The organism is Dryocola sp. LX212, from assembly GCA_041504365.1.
Classification (GTDB): Bacteria; Pseudomonadota; Gammaproteobacteria; order Enterobacterales; family Enterobacteriaceae; genus Dryocola.
Genome location: CP167917.1, coordinates 1,880,232 through 1,898,827 on the forward strand (window position 1 = coordinate 1,880,232; position 18,596 = coordinate 1,898,827).

Annotated in this window: 20 protein-coding genes, 1 tRNA gene and 3 pseudogenes; 12 read left to right on the forward strand and 12 right to left on the reverse strand. The window is 54.2% G+C overall.

The window, feature by feature from the left end; genetic code table 11:
• Window positions 1–67: 67 nt before the first annotated feature.
• Window positions 68–667, reverse strand: a pseudogene (locus ACA108_09055) (AAA family ATPase).
• Window positions 643–1,394: pseudogene (locus tag ACA108_09060) on the reverse strand (SPASM domain-containing protein). Before ACA108_09060 ends, ACA108_09055 begins: the two co-directional pseudogenes overlap by 25 nt.
• Window positions 1,395–1,818: 424 nt before the next feature.
• On the opposite strand from ACA108_09060, the gene ACA108_09065 reads away from it, so the two are divergent.
• Together ACA108_09065 and ACA108_09070 are read left to right on the forward strand one after the other, a co-directional pair.
• Window positions 1,819–3,003 carry an OmpP1/FadL family transporter gene (locus tag ACA108_09065; protein XEX97623.1) on the forward strand — a complete coding sequence of 395 codons (1,185 nt, stop codon included), beginning with the start codon at window positions 1,819–1,821 and terminating at the stop codon, window positions 3,001–3,003.
• 118 nt (window positions 3,004–3,121) lie between these two features.
• A tRNA-Thr gene (locus ACA108_09070) sits at window positions 3,122–3,197 on the forward strand.
• Window positions 3,198–3,557: 360 nt separating this feature from the next.
• Here the strand turns inward: ACA108_09070 and ACA108_09075 are convergent.
• The 3 genes from ACA108_09075 to ACA108_09085 all read right to left on the reverse strand — a co-directional run bounded on the left by ACA108_09075 (window position 3,558) and on the right by ACA108_09085 (window position 5,215).
• Window positions 3,558–3,713: a hypothetical protein gene (locus ACA108_09075; protein XEX97624.1), complete on the reverse strand. Its 156-nt coding sequence runs from the start codon at window positions 3,711–3,713 to the stop codon at window positions 3,558–3,560.
• Window positions 3,679–3,921, reverse strand: coding sequence for a DinI-like family protein (locus ACA108_09080; protein ID XEX97625.1), 243 nt, complete (start codon window positions 3,919–3,921; stop codon window positions 3,679–3,681). Before ACA108_09080 ends, ACA108_09075 begins: the two co-directional genes overlap by 35 nt.
• Before the next feature lie 97 nt (window positions 3,922–4,018).
• Entirely contained in the window at window positions 4,019–5,215 is a 1,197-nt protein-coding gene (locus ACA108_09085; protein ID XEX97626.1) for an MFS transporter, read from the reverse strand.
• Window positions 5,216–5,311: 96 nt separating this feature from the next.
• On the opposite strand from ACA108_09085, the gene ACA108_09090 reads away from it, so the two are divergent.
• The 4 genes from ACA108_09090 (at window position 5,312) to ACA108_09105 (ending at window position 7,601) form a co-directional block, all read left to right on the forward strand.
• On the forward strand, window positions 5,312–6,274 hold the full coding sequence (locus ACA108_09090; protein XEX97627.1) for a LysR family transcriptional regulator: 963 nt from the start codon (window positions 5,312–5,314) through the stop codon (window positions 6,272–6,274).
• A 219-nt stretch (window positions 6,275–6,493) separates the two neighbouring features.
• A complete protein-coding gene (cspG, locus tag ACA108_09095; protein ID XEX97628.1) occupies window positions 6,494–6,706 on the forward strand; it encodes a cold shock protein CspG in 213 nt (70 codons plus the stop codon).
• Window positions 6,707–6,883: 177 nt separating this feature from the next.
• Window positions 6,884–7,048, forward strand: coding sequence for a YqaE/Pmp3 family membrane protein (locus tag ACA108_09100; GenBank protein ID XEX97629.1), 165 nt, complete (start codon window positions 6,884–6,886; stop codon window positions 7,046–7,048).
• 247 nt (window positions 7,049–7,295) lie between these two features.
• Entirely contained in the window at window positions 7,296–7,601 is a 306-nt protein-coding gene (locus ACA108_09105; protein XEX97630.1) for a hypothetical protein, read from the forward strand.
• Here ACA108_09105 and ACA108_09110 read toward each other — a convergent pair.
• Window positions 7,598–7,948: a DUF488 domain-containing protein gene (locus tag ACA108_09110; protein XEX97631.1), complete on the reverse strand. Its 351-nt coding sequence runs from the start codon at window positions 7,946–7,948 to the stop codon at window positions 7,598–7,600. The genes ACA108_09105 and ACA108_09110 overlap by 4 nt on opposite strands.
• Window positions 7,935–8,432: a DUF523 domain-containing protein gene (locus ACA108_09115; protein XEX97632.1), complete on the reverse strand. Its 498-nt coding sequence runs from the start codon at window positions 8,430–8,432 to the stop codon at window positions 7,935–7,937. Before ACA108_09115 ends, ACA108_09110 begins: the two co-directional genes overlap by 14 nt.
• Window positions 8,433–8,587: 155 nt before the next feature.
• On the opposite strand from ACA108_09115, the gene ACA108_09120 reads away from it, so the two are divergent.
• Window positions 8,588–9,295, forward strand: coding sequence for a CTP synthase (locus ACA108_09120; protein XEX97633.1), 708 nt, complete (start codon window positions 8,588–8,590; stop codon window positions 9,293–9,295).
• A 2-nt stretch (window positions 9,296–9,297) separates the two neighbouring features.
• Here the strand turns inward: ACA108_09120 and ACA108_09125 are convergent, their stop codons facing one another.
• A complete protein-coding gene (locus tag ACA108_09125; GenBank protein XEX97634.1) occupies window positions 9,298–10,503 on the reverse strand; it encodes a CynX/NimT family MFS transporter in 1,206 nt (401 codons plus the stop codon).
• Window positions 10,504–10,601: 98 nt separating this feature from the next.
• Here ACA108_09125 and ACA108_09130 point away from each other — a divergent pair, with 98 nt between their 5' ends.
• Both ACA108_09130 and ACA108_09135 read left to right on the forward strand, forming a co-directional pair.
• On the forward strand, window positions 10,602–11,384 hold the full coding sequence (locus tag ACA108_09130) for a helix-turn-helix domain-containing protein (GenBank protein XEX97635.1): 783 nt from the start codon (window positions 10,602–10,604) through the stop codon (window positions 11,382–11,384).
• Window positions 11,385–11,390: 6 nt separating this feature from the next.
• Window positions 11,391–11,468, forward strand: a pseudogene (locus ACA108_09135) (amino acid ABC transporter permease).
• Here ACA108_09135 and ACA108_09140 read toward each other — a convergent pair.
• Window positions 11,463–11,909 (reverse strand): DUF441 domain-containing protein, encoded by a 447-nt coding sequence (locus ACA108_09140; GenBank protein XEX98062.1) that lies wholly within the window; start codon window positions 11,907–11,909, stop codon window positions 11,463–11,465. The pseudogene ACA108_09135 and the gene ACA108_09140 overlap by 6 nt on opposite strands.
• A gap of 226 nt (window positions 11,910–12,135) precedes the next feature.
• Here ACA108_09140 and yoaI point away from each other — a divergent pair, with 226 nt between their 5' ends.
• Together yoaI and lysM are read left to right on the forward strand one after the other, a co-directional pair.
• The gene (gene yoaI, locus ACA108_09145) at window positions 12,136–12,243 is read left to right on the forward strand and encodes a small membrane protein YoaI (GenBank protein XEX97636.1); all 108 of its coding nucleotides are present in this window, start codon (window positions 12,136–12,138) and stop codon (window positions 12,241–12,243) included.
• Window positions 12,244–12,365: 122 nt separating this feature from the next.
• Window positions 12,366–12,812: a peptidoglycan-binding protein LysM gene (lysM, locus tag ACA108_09150; GenBank protein ID XEX97637.1), complete on the forward strand. Its 447-nt coding sequence runs from the start codon at window positions 12,366–12,368 to the stop codon at window positions 12,810–12,812.
• Between the two features lie 448 nt (window positions 12,813–13,260).
• Here the strand turns inward: lysM and ACA108_09155 are convergent, their stop codons facing one another.
• The 3 genes from ACA108_09155 to yeaG all read right to left on the reverse strand — a co-directional run bounded on the left by ACA108_09155 (window position 13,261) and on the right by yeaG (window position 17,415).
• Complete coding sequence (locus ACA108_09155) at window positions 13,261–13,551, reverse strand: hypothetical protein (GenBank protein XEX97638.1); 291 nt, start codon at window positions 13,549–13,551, stop codon at window positions 13,261–13,263.
• Between the two features lie 573 nt (window positions 13,552–14,124).
• Window positions 14,125–15,408, reverse strand: coding sequence for a YeaH/YhbH family protein (locus ACA108_09160; protein XEX97639.1), 1,284 nt, complete (start codon window positions 15,406–15,408; stop codon window positions 14,125–14,127).
• Between the two features lie 72 nt (window positions 15,409–15,480).
• Window positions 15,481–17,415, reverse strand: coding sequence for a protein kinase YeaG (gene yeaG, locus ACA108_09165; protein ID XEX97640.1), 1,935 nt, complete (start codon window positions 17,413–17,415; stop codon window positions 15,481–15,483).
• Between the two features lie 416 nt (window positions 17,416–17,831).
• Between yeaG and ACA108_09170 the strand changes: the two genes are divergently transcribed.
• Window positions 17,832–18,578, forward strand: a complete 747-nt coding sequence (locus ACA108_09170) for a MipA/OmpV family protein (GenBank protein ID XEX97641.1) — start codon at window positions 17,832–17,834, stop codon at window positions 18,576–18,578.
• Window positions 18,579–18,596: the final 18 nt, after the last annotated feature.

Below are 18,596 nucleotides of genomic sequence, written 5' to 3' on the forward strand. Positions count from 1 at the left end.
CGCCCTGATTTTTTTTCAGATCGTGCTTAATTTCATCAGGCTTGTAGTTCTGCTCTTTGCCCTGGGCCGACTGGCGAGGCGGATGGCGGGTCATGTCCATCAGGTTCACAATGTAGTCTTCGATACCGGGGGCAACGTACACCGCAGAGATTTCCTGCCAGCAGGTGGCGATATCCTGCTGCGACAGCATCAGCATTTCTGCCGGTTTTTCCTTCGCTTCGCCGCCTGCCAGATATTTTTGCTGCTGTTCAGCGCGCACCAGCTGCATCACTTTCTGCTCGTTGGCCTTCGACGGGTAGTCAACCAGCACCTTCATCAGGAAGTGGCCAGGTGCCTTCCTGGTCGACCGGGTTTTGCGTCGCCAGCACCATAAAAACGCCGGTCAGAGGCCAGGTTTTCCCGGCCCCGGGCGGAAGCGGAACTGGTCTTCTTCGCGGGTGGCGTTCTGCTGATAGATTTCGCTGCCGGTAATGTCCGACGGCAGCAGGTCAGGGGTGAACTGAATGCGGCGGAACTCGCCTTCTACGTGCGTCGCTAACTCGCGCACCGTACGTGTTTTCGCAAGGCTCGGTAAGCCTTCCAGCAACACGTGGCCGTCGCACAGCAGGGCGAGAATCAGCATGCGCACCAGAGATTCCTGGTCCGCACCAGCCGGTTTTTCGGGCATTCGCCCCAGCACAGCTTCAGGTAAGGGCACTTTTTGCAGTATTCCGGCAGGGTATCGTTTTTCCCCATGCAGAAGGCCTGCTGGCGCTCAGAGAAGGCCATGTGCGCCAGTTTGGTATTTTCAATATTACCGATCTGATATTCCGGATAGACGTAGTGGTCGCAGGAATAAATATCGCCGTTCTTCTCGACGGCCAGCCCTTACTGCAAAATTCTGAGGCGGTGCAAATCTGCGCGGGCATGCCCATCACCTGCGCGACGGCAGTTTCAAACAAGTTGACCTGCACGCGGCCTAAATCGTTGTTTACCCACTCTTCAAAGACGGCAATCAGGAATTTGCCCCAGTCTTCCGGTTCAACCGACCAGTCGGTGACGATGGAGTCCAGGTCGCCGGGTTTTGCACAGCGCGTCCCCGTTACCGGAATGGTGTCTTCCCGCCAGAATTGCGGAGCTGTACTTTTGAAGTCCACAGGCTCGACGCAGGGGTTGAACTGCACGTAAGTGGCACCAAGAGCTTGGGTCATGAAACGGTACACTTCCAGCGGGAAGCGTGCATTGGTGCGGTTGACGGTGACGAGGGCGTTGAACGGAACCTGGTATTTTTTCAGCACTTCGACGCCCTTCATCACTTTGTCGAATGTCGGTTTGCCGCTGCGCATAACGCGGTAGCGGTCATGTAATTCCCGTGGACCGTCAATCGACAGTCCCACCAGAAAACGGTGCTGTTGGCTCTCCGTCATTAAAGGGCCACAGTCAGTATAGTAAAACCTTGAAACTTCCCATTACATAATGGAAATGAATTTTGCTAATCAACTATTTACAATAAAAATAAGCGATGATTGTATCATTTATTCTGAAAAAGTACCCTTTGGGACCTATTTAAATTTAATAATAAATGAAATTGATGATCCGGAATTGGATTGTTGCGGGTTGAAGTCGGTATTATTGTCGTATTTCGCCCATGTGATATTTATATTTAAACTTTTTCTGCGCTATATTCTCGAAAATGAGAAGTGTTAGCAGATCATCATCGCGGAGTTAATCAGTAGTAATGAATACAAAGCTATTTCTGAGAATTTTAACGGACAAGACTGTCACATATCTCGCATCCATCTATACTCTGAGCATCGAAAATAACGAGACGGCTGGTAAATGAAAAAAATAGCCATAGTATGTTCAGGGTTGTTATTCACGTCGGTCACCCACGCGGGTGCGCTCTTTTTCTATGAAATTGGTACGGAAGACACGGCGCTGGCCGGAGCGGGACAAGCCGCTCGCGCTCAGGATGCGTCCACAATTGTCACCAACCCCGCCGGGATGACCCGGCTGCCGGACCATATGATCACCGGTGGGCTCCAGGCACTGGGCGGCAATATTGACTACCAGCTGGACAACCCTTCGCTTAAAAGCCCCGGCAACGTGCTGAACGTGATGCCGAACGCCAGCGGTTTCTACAGCCAAAAAATTACCGACAATCTCTACGCCGGCATTGGCATGTACGGCAACTATGGTCTCGGTATTGATTATGGTAACTGGGCGGGAGACAGGTTGATTAAAAAAAGCAGCCTGTTGGCGATGACCTTCAGCCCATCTCTGGCCTATAAGCTCAGCGATAAAGTTTCCGTTGGCGCCTCCGCTAACGTCAACTACGGTTTCCTGTCGCTAACGCGTGCCGTTGACGGCGATGATCATAAGCAGAAAGATCATGATTGGGCGATGAGCTACCGCCTCGGCCTGCTGATGCAGCTGACCGACCAGACACGCGCGGGTATTACCTGGAACAGCGAAACCAAATACGATTTCAGCATCGACGGCAAGGCGCGCCTGCCTAACCTGCCTGGCACCGAGTTTAACCTGCCGATCTCCGCTCAGGTTTACCAGCCCCAGCAGCTAATGCTGAGCCTGGTTCATGATATCAACGCTCAGTGGTCGGTAATGGGGGATCTGGGCTGGCAGGACTGGAGCCGGTTCGGCGCGCCGCAGATCGCGGTGAGTGGCCAGCCGGTGGATAACAGCAGCCGCCTGAAAGATACCTGGCATACCGCCGTGGGCGTCCAGTATCGCCCGACAGACCTGTGGCGTCTGAACGCAGGCGTGGCGTTTGACAGCACGCCATACCACAGCCAGGGCGACGTCGCCGTTTCGATGCCGACGGGCGATGAGTGGCGTTTTGCCACGGGGGCGCAATATCAGCTCACTCCAGCCAGCAACGTGGGCTTCGCGATGGAGTACCTGCACATGCAGGGAGGCAAAGTGGCCTCGCCGGAAGTGTTACAGGGCAGCTACAGCCATCCGTATATGTGGTTCGCCAGCGTCAACTACAGCTATCAGTTCTAAAACGGGTTGAAAGGCATACTGCTGATTTCGTTATTTAATTGTTTGCGGTTAATAAATCGGCAAACGGTTTGTAAGGGAATTGCATCGACGAGTCGCTTTGTGTAGTATGCCTCCCGTCGCCGACTTAGCTCAGTAGGTAGAGCAACTGACTTGTAATCAGTAGGTCACCAGTTCGATTCCGGTAGTCGGCACCACCATTCAGAAAAAGCCACCTTAAGAGTGGCTTTTTTTTGCCTGTAATTCGGCTGCTTTTCGCCTGGGTTTCGTGTGTAAACCGTGTACGGGCTGTTTCCCCCCGAACATTAGATCCACATTTTGCGTTAACTCATCCTATTCGGACCAATGCTGTCTGGGCTCGTTTTTTATATTAACGGTCAGCGGTGCGCTTCCCTGAATAAAAAATATCTCCATTGGCGTACCGATACCGCAGTGGGAATATAAAAACGCTGGGCGACGCCGTCCCGGCTGGGGAAGGTGCGGTTCTGAAGGAGAGGGCAGATTATCAACCTGAACCTCCCTGGCGACGAGGAGGTTACAGGGCGACAGGGTGCGGCTTAAATCCAGCCCTGCTGGCTGGCCAGCCAGACAACGATGGCGACGACGATCAGCACAACTGTGGTTTTTCTCATTGCGGTTGTCCCATGGTCAAAGGGGATACGCGCCTGATAATACCATTTACTCGTCGGGAACGAGCCAGAAGTCTGCTTCATCAAACATCTCTTCTATCAGGCGGTTGATCCGCTCTTTTTCGGTTTTGGTGCAGTCGCTGTGTACTGCGTTGGTCTGCATCGGTTTCACTTTTACCAGTGCCTCCGGGAAGAGGGACGCCATCCTGCGGGTTAACTCTGCGAGGATCTTCTCATTTGCGCCGGGCAGCCCCGCCACGTTGCGCTTGTCATATACCAGTTCAACGAACATCAAAAAACCCTTAATAAAGCTGTATTTATATACAGTAATAAATAGTGAGCGAAAGGGCAAGTGAATTTAGGTGAGCCAGCGGCCCCCCGCACGTAAATTAACGGGTTGTCAGGCGGATGAGCAGGCCGCCCGCTGCCGCAGCGGTAGCCAGAGCCACCATCCCTGTCCAGCCAAAGGAAGCCAGCGCCAGGCTGCCCAGAGATGCCCCCGCCGCCATACCGATGAATACTACGGTAAACATAATGGCGTTCAGGCGGCTGCGGGCAGCCGGGTTAAGGGCATAAATTATCGTCTGATGCGCCACCAGCGAGGCCTGAATCCCCAGGTCGAAACCAATCGCACTGATGACAATGACCGCCAGCTGCGCCGGAAGCGGCAGCAGGGGCATGACGAACATCAGTGCGAAGGAGGCTACCACCAGCGCGGAGGCAATTTTGGTGACAAAATTCGGTCCTCTGCGGTCAGCCAGCGAACCCGCAAGCGGTGCGGCGAGCGCCCCGGCGGCCCCGGCCAGGCCAAAGGCACCGGCAACCGCGCTGCCCAGATGGAAACGTTCGGCGAGCATGATGGCCAGCGTTGACCAGAAGGCGCTGAAGGCAATGGATAGCAGGCCCTGGGCCAGTGCGGCACGGCGCAGCGCGACATAGTCAGTCCACAGCTTGCCCAGCGAACGCAGCAGAGCGGGGTAGCGCAGCGTTGTTTCAGGTTTGAAAGCGGGCAGAACGTACCAGAGCGTCAGGGTGATCAGCCATACGCCCACCGCGGCGATCGCATAGACCGCCCGCCAGCCCAGCAGTTCTGCCACTACGCCGCTGAATACGCGCGAGAGCAGGATCCCCGCCAGCAGCCCGGTCATCACCATTCCGACAATTTTTCCCCGGCTATGGTCAGAGGCCATCGTCGTGGTGGCAGGAATGATATCCTGGGCCACCGTGGCGACCAGGCCGATCGCCAGGCTGCTCAGCAGCAGAACGTGCCACGAGGAGGCAAATCCGCACAGCAGCATCGTCAGCGCAAGCAGCGTGCCTTTCACAAGAATGATGCGGCGGCGGTCAAACCGATCGCCCAGCGGTGCGAGCAGCAGGATACCGAACGCGTAGCCAATCTGGGTCAGGGTAGGGACCAGTCCCACATCGCTGACGCTGGCATGAAATGCGCGGCCGATAACGCCGAGCATCGGCTGGCTGTAATAGATTGACGCTACGCTAAGCCCTGCCCCTAGGGCGAGCAAAAAAACAAGTTTGCCGGACAGCGCGTTAGCGGCGGGCGTGGAGACTGCGGAAAGCTGGCTCATGGGCCGCTCCTGAATCAGTGAATGTGCCGCTATTGTTATCCCTAATGACGCACATCTGTAGCCCCGGCGGGGGTACAACTGTTATACAGTAAGCGTATGAATAAAAACTTTAATCCCGCAGGGGATCGTATAGCCATAATGCAGACCTTCGTGCGTATAGTGGAAAGCGGCAGCCTGACCGCTGCGGCTGCGCAGCTGGAAACGACGCAGCCGACGATCAGCCGACGGCTACAGACGCTCGAGCAGATGCTGGGCGTGAAGCTCATCCAGCGCACGACGCATACCATGAAGCTGACCGATGACGGTGAGCGCTGCTATCAGCATGCGCGCAGGCTCATTGAAAGCTGGCAAATGCTGGAAGATGAAGTAAGCGGCGCGCGGGACGAACCGGCAGGGGTGCTGAGGGTACGTGCGCCTCATGCCTTCGGACAGGATCAGCTCATCGGGGCGCTTGGCGACTATCTGCAGCGCTATCCGCAAATCAGTATTGAATGGATCCTCAACGATCGTTCGCCGGATTTTATTCCAGAAGGGATAGACTGTGCGATTCACGTTGGCCCGGTTACCGATCCTGCCGTAGTCGCTGTGCTGCTGGCCGAGGTGCCCCGACTGGTCGTGGCGGCACCATCGGTACTGGCTAGCTATGAGCCGCTGAAAAGGCCTGCAGATCTGGCACGCTTACCCTGGGTTGCGCTGAGCAGTTTTTATCGTAACGACGTGACACTACATCACTCCGCAAGCGGCGAACTCTATCGCTTCGATATATCGCCACGGCTGAGCACGGACAGCCTGTATGCCGTACGTAAAGCGGCAATAAAGGGGCTTGGGGTGGGTATGGTGTCATCATGGGTGGTAAAAGAGGATCTTAAAGCAGGTATCCTGCAGCATATTTTACCGGAGTGGCAGGCTGCACCGCTGCCTATTTACCTGTTATATCCGTACGCGAGCTATTATCCGGCCCGCCTGCGCAAATTTATTGAGCTGATGAAAGAGGTTATGCCTGGCCTTACTGGCACTAGGTCTGCGGGCAAAATAAACGAAGCGGCAACAAGGAGATAGCGAAGCCGTAAATGAAAATAATTCTTGCTTAGTAGCGGAGGGCATGCGTAAATGCGTCATCGGTTTGCAAGACAGACCTTATGAAAGCAGTTTTAGTAAAGCAGTTCACCATAGATACCCTTCTTCGTGAGTCTCCTCCTAAGCGCCTGAATAAGAAACGATCTGGAATACAGACCACGTTCGCCACACAGAGTGGCCAAAATTATCGAGGAAGTCTCAATGTCTAATAAAATGACTGGTTTAGTAAAATGGTTCAACGCTGAGAAAGGTTTCGGCTTCATTACTCCTGACGACGGCAGCAAAGATGTGTTTGTACACTTCTCTGCAATCCAGAGCAACGATTTCAAAACTCTGGACGAAGGTCAAAAAGTTGAGTTCACTATCGAAAACGGCGCTAAAGGCCCAGCAGCAGCGAACGTTGTTGCTCTGTAAGTCTTAAAAGACCGCAGTTTTCAGCGAATACTAAAACCCGCCACGGCGGGTTTTTTCATGTCTAAAGAAAGGTAAAAGCCGGGCCATGCTCTGGCGTTTGGCCCATTCCAGGCTATGCTATTAGTGAAAATAGATTTTATTAACAAGCAGTTGGATGAATTTCAAACAGGAGAGTTTATGGGATTCTGGCGTGTCGTTATTACAATTTTGCTGCCACCCCTTGGCGTACTCATCGGTAAAGGGTTTGGCTGGGCGTTTATTCTGAACATCATCCTGACCCTGCTGGGCTATATCCCCGGCCTGATTCATGGGTTCTGGGTACAGACCCGTAATCCGAACTAAACACAAAACCCGCTGCGGCGGGTTTTTACATCATTGCCGCTCCTGTTTGCAGCTGTGCTAAGCCTCCGCGATTCAGCGGCAATGGGGGATGACGCTCACGCTTATCCACCCTACAAAACCCGCCTCCCCATGCCGTAGGTCGGATAAGTGAAGCGCCATCCGACACATATAAAACCTGCCGCTGTTTACTTTTTCGCTTAAGAATGTTCTGATATTTGCAGCAAGTAAACAGAATAAGAGATGGGATATGTACCAGTTTAAGCCTGGCGCGCAGGCGTTAATTATCGGCTCCCGTACCGACCGGGGCCGGGTCAATATCGGCAAGGCCGTTGAGCTGTTTGGCCAGTGCCTGCCGGGCGAACGATTTGTTAACCCCGTTACCGGCGTGGTGACGCAGTTACCCCTCGAGGCCAACTATCCGCTGTGGCTGGTGACGGGCGACGTGGTGTCGTTCGATGGTCGTGAAGGGTATGCTTTCGTGCGTGCTGAATATCTGATGCCGCTGGATAATCCCTCCGTTTCGCAAACCTCCCAGAAGCAGGCCGTCCGTTAATCCACCAGCTGGCGTAAATACTCGGCCAGCACCTGCGCATGGTTTTGTTCGGCATTTTTAGATCCGTAGAGCAGGGTGACGGTTTGCTCCTTTGCCCGCTGCGCCAGCTTCTCTGCCACATCACGCTGCGCGTTCAGCTCTTCGCGATAGCAGCGGGAAAACTCATTGAAGTCGATGGCTTCGCCGTGAAACGCCTTGCGCAGCTCGTTTGACGGGGCCAGCATTTTGGCCCATTCGTCGAACTGCAAATCCGTTTTCTTCACGCCGCGAGGCCAGAGCCTGTCAACAAAGACGCGATGACCGTCATCCTGCGTAGCCTCATCATAAACTCGTTTACAGCGAATCATCCGAACTCCCTTCAAATTGCGCGATGCGCTGTTCTAACGCATCCGACTGACCGTCGGCAAACACTTCAATCCCGTGCTGCCTTAGCAGCGCTGCGGCGACGCCCTGGCCCGGCAGCGTACTGCCCTGAAACTGACCGTTATAAATCTTCTGGCTGCCGTCGGTTAAAAGGGCAAACTGACAGCCATTCTCCTGCGCCGTTTGCAACGCCAGCCATGCGGCAAACAGATAGGGCTGCGTGACGTCGCTGCCGTCACTTTCGAGTATGTGTACCGTCCCCTGCAGAGCAGCAGAGCCGTCACCTCCGTAAAGTTCCGCGGGCAGGCGAGGCGTGGCAAGCCCGGCAGCAAGCTCCGGACAGTGAACGACGAGACGATCTTCCCGCTGCCAGCGGGCAAGCCGCTCCGTCATCGGGCTTTTTTCAGAGCCGTTATAGCGGACTTTTAAACCCATTAGGCAGGCGCTGACCAGAATTTTTGCTTTCATAGCACGAAGTTTTAGGCAAGGGGATCGCTACGTTACTACAGGAGCGCATGCGGCGGCTACCCTGCTAATTTTTGGCGTTGTCGCGCAAAAGAGATGCGGGTAACCTATGATTCCTTATGTCGTACCGTGCTGCTTTCATAAGGATAATCAACAAAATGCCTGCCTCAACCCTTAAATCAACCCTGCGCATTGCTCTTGTCGGTGATTTTAACCCGGCGGTGATTGCCCATCAGGCTATACCGCTGGCCTTAGACAACGCTGCGCTTGCCGTCGGCGTAACGGCTGACTATGACTGGCTACCCACTCCCGAAGTTAACAGCCCGGAGGATCTGGTGGGTTATGACGCCATCTGGTGCGTTCCGGCAAGCCCCTACCAGAATGACGACGGCGCGTTTCTGGCCATTCGCTACGCCCGTGAAAACGGCATTCCTTTCCTGGGCACCTGCGGTGGGTTCCAGTATTCCATCGTGGAATACGCGCGTAACGTAATGGGGTGGGACGATGCGGGCCACGCAGAGACCGACGTAGAGGGCCGCCTGGTCATAGCCCCGCTTGCCTGTTCGCTGGTAGAAAAAAAGGACGTTATCAGGCTGGCAGCGGAATCAAAGATCGCGGCTGCCTACGGCAGGACTGAGATTGAAGAGGGCTACCACTGTAGCTACGGTGTTGCTGACCTGTTCATCGAAGCGCTGGAGCAGCAGCCGCTCAAAGCTACCGGCTGGGATAACCAGGGCGCCATCCGCGCGATTGAGCTGACCGATCACCCGTTCTTCGTGGGCACGCTTTTTCAGCACGAAAGAAACGTATTAAAAGACCGGCCAGCCCCGCTGGTGGAAGCTTTACTTCGCGCGGCGAGGGAATAATTCTAAGTGTTGGAGCGGGCCGGTGTAGCACCAATCTCCACGTTACGCCCGGCCCTGGCGCCGAAGATCCCCATTACAACTGACAATACCGCGAGGCCCAGCAGCGGCATGCTCCAGCTGTCGGACATATCGTGAATTTTCCCCATCAGCGGCGGGCCGAACGCGGCGAGGAGATAGCCTACGCACTGCGCCATGCCGGAAAGCGCTGCCGCCTGGTGGGCGGACCCCGTACGCAGGCCGATGAATGACAGGCCGAGGATCATCGCCGCGCCTGAGCCGAAGCCGCCCACGCAGACCCACACGCTGGCATAGTCCGGCAGCAGCCACAGCCCCAGAGCGCTGACACACCACAGCGCTGCCATCAGTAGCGCGATGCCTCGCTGGTCTTTCAGGCGGCTGAGGATCATGCCGACAAACAGGCCGGGAATGGCGGTGGCCAGCTGCAGCAGGCCGTGCAGAGAGCCCGCCTGCGCTTCGCTGTAGCCGTGGCTGATAAGGATGGAGGGGAGCCAGCCGATAATCACATAGTAAATAAACGAATTTATGCCCAGATACATCGTGACCTGCCAGGCCAGCGGCGAAGACCAGATGCCGCGATTGTGCAGCGCAGCGTTGGTGCTGAGGCTGGCGGGCGCATGATTTTTCAGCTGCGGAAGCCACAGCAGCGCGGCGACAATCGGGAAGATCATCAGCGAAAGCATTGCGCCCTGCCAGCCGTAGCCGTGCAGCGCAACGGGAACAACCATCACCGAACCGAGCGCGGCGGCGACGCCCATGGTCAGCGAGTAGGCACCCGTCAGGCGGGCCACCTGGCCGGGGAAATCGCGCTTAATCAGGCTCGGGAGCAGCACGTTACCCATGGCGATGCCGCAGCCGATCATCGCCGTCCCGACATAAAGCAATGCGATGCTGCCTGCAGAACGCGCGGCGATACCGGCGCAAATAAACAGCATGGCCCCGAACAGGCTGCGTTCCGTACCAAAGCGGCGTGCAATGCCTGCCGCCATCGGGGAGACGATAGCGAAGGCCAGCAGGGGCAGAGTGGTAAGGATGCCGGTCTGCGCCGTAGTGAGTCCGAAGGCGTCACGGACCATATCCAGAAGCGGTGCCGCCCCGGTAAACGTCACGCGCAGCGTGGTGGCAATCATCAGAATACCGAGCAGCAGCAGGCCGTGCTTTTTGATGCTCGCCGAAGAGGAAGTCGTCATTGTTGTTATCCCTTAAAATCGAGCCACGAAGATACACGCTTCCGGGATGGTTTTAATCAACGTAAAATGCCAGATTATCCCTAAAATCGGACATTGTGATGGAGCGAGGCTTAGCCTTAGAGGGGTTTGACCCGGACAGTAACATCCGGGCCGCGCAGGCGTTTCGTATCCGTGTGGCAGAGAGCGTAAAGGAGATCCCGTTTCATCAGCACCGCAAAGGCCAGCTGATCCTCGCCCTGCACGGGGGCATCACCTGCGAAGTTGAGCAGGCGATGTGGATGGTGCCGACGCAGTACGCCGTATGGATCCCCGGCTCAATGCCGCACAGCAACCGTGCCACGACCCATGCCCGCATCTGCTTTCTGTTTATCGAACCCGGGGCGATTGCCATGCCGGACCAGTGCTGTACGCTGAAAATATCACCGCTCGTCAGGGAGCTGATACTGAGGCTTGCGCAGCAGCCCCATGATGAAGCCACGCCAGCCCAGGAGCGCCTTGTGCAGGTGCTGTTTGACGAGCTGCCGCATCAGCCGGTGGAGCAGCTACGCTTGCCCATGTCCCGCCATCCGAAAATCCGCCAGATAGCCGAGCGCCTGGCAGCGTACCCCGCCGAGCGACGTACGCTGGCGCAGTGGGCGTCGGTGCTGGCGATGAGCGAGCGAAACCTCGCCCGGCTGGTGGTGAAGGAGACGGGGCTGAACTTCCGCCGCTGGCGTCAGCAGCTGCAGGTGATTATTGCCCTGCAGCTGCTGATTGACGGCGAAACGGTGCAGAAGGTGGCGCAGGCGCTGGGGTATGAGTCCACCAACGCCTTTATTACCATGTTCAGAAACGCGCTGGGGACGACGCCGGGGCGATACCTGGCGTCGCTGAGCGCTTAGACCGTGCTGACTACGGTCGCGGAACAGGTTAACCGCCGGGTTCCGATCTACCCGGCGGCCATTATGACCTTCACCGGGCTACTGCTTACCAATAACCAGCGAGACCAGTCCTGCGGCAATCAGCGGGCCAACGGGCACGCCCCGGAACAGGGCCACGCCCAGCACGGTGCCGACCAGCAGGCCCGCTACCAGCGTCGGCTGGCTGCTCATCAGCGTAACGCCCCGGCCGCCGAGCCAGGAGACGGCAACGCCGACGATAATGGCGACGACCGACTTCCAGTTGGTAAAGGAGTGTAGCAGCGTGCTGGCGGGGAGGGTGCCGCTGGCGATGGGGGCCATCACGCCGATGGTGAGAATGATTATCCCGACGGTAAGACCCTGTTTTTCAATCCACGGGAAGAACTGGCTGAGCGGCGTGACCCGCACGATGATCAGCACCAGTATGGAAACCGCAACGGTAGTATTATGGCTGGCGAACCCGAGGGCCGCGAGGCCAAGTAAAATAAGTAACGTTGAGTCGAAGATCATGGCATTTCCTTGCAAAACAAAGGGAAGGTGTTTTTTTTATTGTTGATAAACACTCTACCTGTCGCGCTTTAATTTCGCTTCGCTTTTTCACCGCGCAGCGTCTATTTGTGCAAGTGACCGAATGCCCAGCTCGGACGGCGGCCTACATCATAAATATGCAACAGAAAGCTGATATTACTTGCTCCTGCGGCCCGACAAATCAGGCCTGACGTGGGAGAGTGAGATGAACGATCCGCTGTTTTACGAGGTGCTTTACATTACCGGTGCTTTTATCGCGATGATCTCCACGCTGGTGGCATCGGTATTGCTACTCGATCGCTATCGCTGGTAACAACCCTTTCCAGAGTGGAAACGGCTCTTAAACGGGCATTCTCCTCGACCCGCTCAGGCCTCTGCTAAACTTAACCCCGTAAGTTTTCGCTATTCTGTATTTCAACCAGAACGGGAGGATGTATGGGTTTAATCAGTTTCGTGAAGGAAGCAGGTGAAAAGATACTCCACGCGGTCACCGGCACGGCGCACGCCGCGGATCAAAATGAACTTCTTAAAGAGCATCTGAAGAAAACAGGGCTACAGGACGCCGATAAAGTTGACGTTAAGGTAGAAAACGGAAAGGCGGTGGTCACCGGGGATGGGTTAAGTCAGGAAGCAAAAGAGAAGATCCTGATTGCCGTCGGCAACGTAGAGGGAATTGCCGGCGTTGAAGACAACGTTACGGTGCAAGATGCTGCAGAAGAAAGCCAGTACTACACCGTGAAATCAGGCGATACGCTAAGCGCTATCTCAAAGCAGGTTTACGGCGATGCGAATCAGTACAACAAGATTTTTGAAGCCAATAAGCCGATGCTGAAAAGTCCGGATAAAATCTATCCTGGCCAGGTGCTTCGCGTACCTAAGTAGCCTCAGTAATATAACCATCATCAACGCGCGGGCGCGCTGATGATGGTTATCTTTTCATAAATTCAGAAAATTCAATTCGCTTAGAGAAATCAAGCTTGAACGACACGTCAGGGATGTGAGTTCTTCGGACCTGTCTAAAGTGCCATTCAAAGATATTTCGGACAGACTGATGGTGGATTGCTTCTCGCTGCGATTGCATAGGAGTAATATCTAAGCTTGACTATCGTCAGGTAATGAGGAAGGGTTTAACGGGTTAATTAATCAGCTAAATAAGGAAACACCCAGCCTACGGTTTGCAGTGAAACATTGATGGCATATCATGAAACACATCACTAAATCCTAATGTATAGAATTTAAGTTTTAACAATCATTATGGTGACGTTTTAGTGAAGCGTTTTATTAATGTAGGAGAAGACTTCCCGACCTTATAAGCCGGGAAGGAATACCCTTAGTTACCGGTGACGGCTGCCGCTGCGACAGGGTGATCAGAGTTTGCTACAACGGTAGCGCGGGCAACAGGATGATGCCCGTCACCGGTAGCTGCAGCGACCGCTACAGGATGATCGGCTGATGCTACTGCGGCGGTTCGGGCCACAGGATTGTTTCCTTCACCAGTAGCCGCAGCGACCGCTACAGGATGATCGGCGGATGCCACTGCGGTAGTTCGTGCAATCGGATGGTTGGCAAATGCAGAAAACGTAGCGGTAGTCAGGACAAGCGTTAAAATCATTTTTTTCATAGTATTACTCCTAATCTTAAATCTGAATTATTTAGGTGAAACTGTATTCTAAATAGTTCGCAATATTTCTCATAAGATGAAACACCGACCGCCTTGGCTGTTCAGTCTGCATCAAATGGCAGGTAAGCGACTTCAGGCAGCGATGTTCCAAATGCATTTCTCACCTGCTGGAGAAAGCACCCTATATTGATAAGCTAAATGAGATCTTATTAACAGAGCGTTTTTATTTAATTTTAAATGACACGAATATTACATTTATCCTTATTTTTATCAAAGTTGATTGATTTGCAACATTTTCAGAATGAAGAGTTATCTCTATTCCTTCCACAAGCGTGGGATTATTGAAAAATTAACTTTAACTGAAAAGAGGAAGTATGCAGGATGCCATAAAGGTGCTTCTGCACCTTTACATCGGTGTTTTTGACCGACTGCGCGACTGCGGTGATACGCAGCCATGAAGAGAAGGCTTATTAAAGGGCGCAGAAACCCACAGCGACTTTTCTGAACATGAATAAGCTATTGATAAAGAAAGAAATCAGCCAGGGTTTTATTTTAACTGGCTGATTTGATTAGTTAGTTATGAGATTCTGAAGTCTGCTTCTGGAACAGCTCCCTGAACACAGGATAGATATCGTCCTGGTCACGGATGTGCTGCATGGCGAAGTTATCGAACGTTGACTGTAAATTCTCGTACTCGCGCCACAGCGTCTGGTGCGCGCGACGGGTGATTTCGATGTAGCTGTAATAACGCACCACCGGCAGCAGTTTCTTCGCCAGGATCTCATGGCACAGCGGGGAGTCATCGGCCCAGTTATCGCCGTCCGAAGCCTGCGCGGCATAGATGTTCCACTGCGCCGGGTCATACCTCTCTTTCACGACTTCATCCATCAGCTTCAGGGCGCTCGACACAATGGTGCCGCCGGTTTCCTGTGAATAGAAGAACTCGTGCTCGTCCACCTCTTTTGCCTGGGTGTGGTGGCGGATATAGACCACCTCGACGTTTTTATAGGTCCGGCTCAGGAACAGATAGAGCAGGATGTAAAAACGCTTTGCCATGTCCTTCGTCGCCTGGTCCATGGAGCCGGAGACGTCCATCAGACAGAACATTACGGCCTGGCTCGACGGTTCGGCACGCTTTTCGTAGTTTTTATAACGCAGATCGAAAGTATCGATAAACGGCACGCGCTTGATTTTCTCGCGCAGTTCGGCGATTTCGTTGCGCAGCCGTTCTTCCTCCAGCAGCCGTGCGGGCTCGCTTTTGCTGACGATCTCCAGGCTGTCTTCAAGCTCATGCAGCGCCCGACGCTTACCAGCCGTCATTGCCGTACGCCGCGCTAGTGAGTTTTGCAGCGAGCGCACCACGGCGATATTGGCCGGCACGCCGTTGGACGTGTACCCGGCACGGTGCGTTTTGAACTCGTTGAGCTGCCGGTGCTGATTTTTCTTCAGGTTGGGCAGGGCGAGATCCTCAAACAGCAGGTCGAGGTACTCATCTTTTGAGATCTGAAATACAAACTCATCCTGCCCTTCACCATCCTGACTTGCCTGGCCCTGCCCGGCACCACCGCCACCACCGCCGCCCTGCGGGCGTTCGATGCGGTCGTTTTGCACAAAATGATCGTTGCCGGGATGGACGCGATGGCGCAGTCCGCCTCGTCCCTGGTGAAACATCGGTTCGCTGATATCTTCACTGGGGATGGATACAGATTCGCCGCTGTCGACGTCGGTGACCGAACGCTTGTTGATGGCCCCGGAAATCGACTGTTTGATTTGCGCTTTGTAACGGCGCAGGAAGCGCTGGCGGTTAACCGCGCTCTTGTTTTTGCCGTTCAGTCGCCTGTCAATAAAATAGGCCATAGTTCCCCCAAACTTCTTTGCCAACTGCGCAGGGGTGCCACGGCTGTGGCACCCGGTGGTGACTTAAGACGTTTATGAAGATTTGCGCACCCGCAGATACCATTCGCACAGCAGACGGACCTGTTTACGGGTGTAGCCTTTCTCCATCATACGATCGACAAAGTCATCGTGTTTCTTCTGCTCGTCGGTCGAGGTTTTGGCGTTGAACGAGATAACGGGCAGAAGCTCTTCGGTATTCGAGAACATTTTCTTCTCGATGACCGTGCGCAGCTTCTCGTAGCTGGTCCAGTTAGGGTTACGACCATTATTGTGGGCGCGGGCGCGCAGCACGAAGTTAACGATTTCATTACGGAAATCTTTCGGGTTGCTGATGCCGGCTGGTTTTTCAATTTTTTCCAGTTCCGCATTCAGGGATTCACGGTCAAACAGCTGGCCGGTATCCGGGTCGCGGTACTCCTGATCCTGGATCCAGAAGTCAGCATAGGTCACATAACGGTCGAAGATGTTTTGCCCATACTCTGAGTAGGATTCCAGGTACGCCGTCTGGATCTCTTTGCCGATAAATTCGGCGTATTTAGGGATCAGATAGCCTTTCAGGTGTTCAAGATATTTCTCGGCGATATCCTGAGGGAACTGCTCGCGCTCAATCTGCTGTTCCAGAACGTAGAACAGGTGCACCGGGTTAGCCGCCACTTCCACATGGTCAAAGTTGAACACGCGAGAGAGGATCTTAAACGCGAAGCGCGTCGACAGCCCATTCATACCTTCATCCACACCGGCGTAATCGCGATACTCCTGGTAGGATTTCGCTTTCGGATCGGTGTCCTTCAGGCTTTCACCGTCGTACACCCGCATTTTGGAGTAAATGCTGGAGTTTTCCGGCTCTTTCAGACGCGACAGAATGGAGAAGCGTGACAGGGTTTCCAGCGTGCCCGGGGCGCAAGGCGCATGGGACAGCTCGCTGTGTTTAAGCAGCTTCTCGTAGATTTTGATCTCTTCGGAGATGCGCAGGCAATAAGGCACTTTGACGATGTACACGCGGTCAAGGAACGCCTCATTGTTTTTGTTATTTCGGAAAGTCACCCATTCTGATTCGTTGGAGTGTGCCAGGATAATGCCGTTGAACGGCAGGGCGGAGATCCCCTCGGTGCCGTTGTAGTTCCCCTCCTGGGTTGCGGTTAGCAGCGGATGGAGCACTTTAATCGGCGCTTTGAACATCTCGACGAATTCCATGATGCCCTGGTTTGCCCGGCACAGCGCGCCTGAGTAACCGTAGGCATCCGGGTCATTCTGCGCATGGTTTTCAAGCTTGCGAATGTCCACCTTACCGACCAGCGCTGAGATATCCTGGTTGTTCTCGTCGCCCGGCTCGGTTTTGGCAATGGCAATCTGCGCGAGAATTGACGGCCAGACTTTTACGACGCGGAATTTAGTGATATCCCCGCCGAACTCCTGCAAACGTTTTGCCGCCCACGGCGACATAATGGTGCCGAGGTAGCGGTTAGGCACGCCATATTCTTTTTCAAGAATCGACGCATCTTCCTGAGGGTTAAACAGGCATAGCGGGTGGTCATTCACCGGGCTGCGCTCGCCGTTGGCGCTAAGGGTATAAATAGGCACCCGCTGCATCAGCGCTTTCAGACGCTCGGCAAGTGAAGACTTACCGCCACCCACCGGCCCCAGCAGATACAGGATCTGTTTCTTCTCTTCCAGGCCCTGGGCTGCGTGTTTCAGGTAAGCAACAATCTGTTCAATGGCTTCTTCCATGCCATAGAACTCTTCAAATGCCGGGTAGCGGGAGATAACCCGGTTCGAAAAGAGACGGGATAGACGTGGCTCCGTGGCAGTGTCCACCATCACTGGCTCACCGATGGCCATCAATAGCCTTTCTGCCGCGTTGGCATAGGCACTGCGATCTTGCTTACAGATGGCAAGAAATTCCTGCAGTGTGAACTCTTCGTCCTTGGCAGCTTCATAACGCTGGCGATAGTGATCGAATATATTCATGGCATGCCGTCCTTTCGTTTTTAGCACAGGTTAGAGAGCCGAAGGTAATAGTAATGGGGGCTCCCGGAAGACGTATTCTGAGTACAGCAACCCTTATGCCAACTTCTCTGTCATGGTGCTTGTGGGACTGTCGTCAGAGTAATTCACCTTCTTAAAATAAAGCGTAGATGGCATTTGCAAAACTTGCATACGGCCGCGGTCCAATTTCAATGACTTATCAATAACTCATCCTAATATATCTGCGCAAAGGCTAAGCGCTTTCATACAGGCGTCACAAAACTGACAGCCCGTCGTCATGTTCATCCGTGATGGTATGTGGTTTGAATGTTAACAATGATCGGTAAAAAATTTGGGATACGCGGCGGAGGCGGTTAAACTGCCAGCGCTGATTATTTGATTAAAGGACTTAATGGATTGTGAGCAAATTCAAAATTCTGGCATTAGGGGCTTTGATTGCCTCATCTTTTACGGCAGCCCATGCCGAAGGCCCGTGGTCGTTAGGCGCCGCAGTGCTGGTGACCCCGAATCCGTATAAAGGCGATCAGGACCGGGTTTATCCGGTACCCATGATTGGTTATGAAGGAGAAGACTTCTTCCTGCGCGGCTTTAACGCCGGCTATTACCTGTGGAATGACAAGGTCGACAAGCTCGCAGCGATCGTTTACTACGATTCACTGCACTTCAAACCGAAAGACAGCAACTACAGCAGCATGCGTTCGCTCGACAGCCGTAAATCGACGATGATGGGCGGGCTATCCTACGTCCACAACACCGATTATGGTTTCCTGCGCACCGTGCTGGCAGGCGACATGCTGGGTAACAGTAACGGTATCAACTGGGATATGGCGTGGCTGTACCGCTATAACACCGATCGTCTGACGCTGACGCCGGGCATCGGCGTGCAGTGGAGCAGCGAAAATCAGAATGAATACTACTATGGCATAAGCAAGAAAGAGTCCAGCCGCAGCGGATTGCGTTCGTACGATCCGGACGACAGCTGGTCGCCATACGTGGAGCTTTCCGTGAACTATAAGCTGACGGACAGCTGGAACGTCTTCGGCATGGGCCGCTATATCCGCCTGGCCGATGAGGTCACGGATAGCCCGATGATTGAGAAGCAGTGGACCGGGGTGCTCCTCACCGGGATTACCTACAGTTTCTGATGGTGCATCTGTGTATTA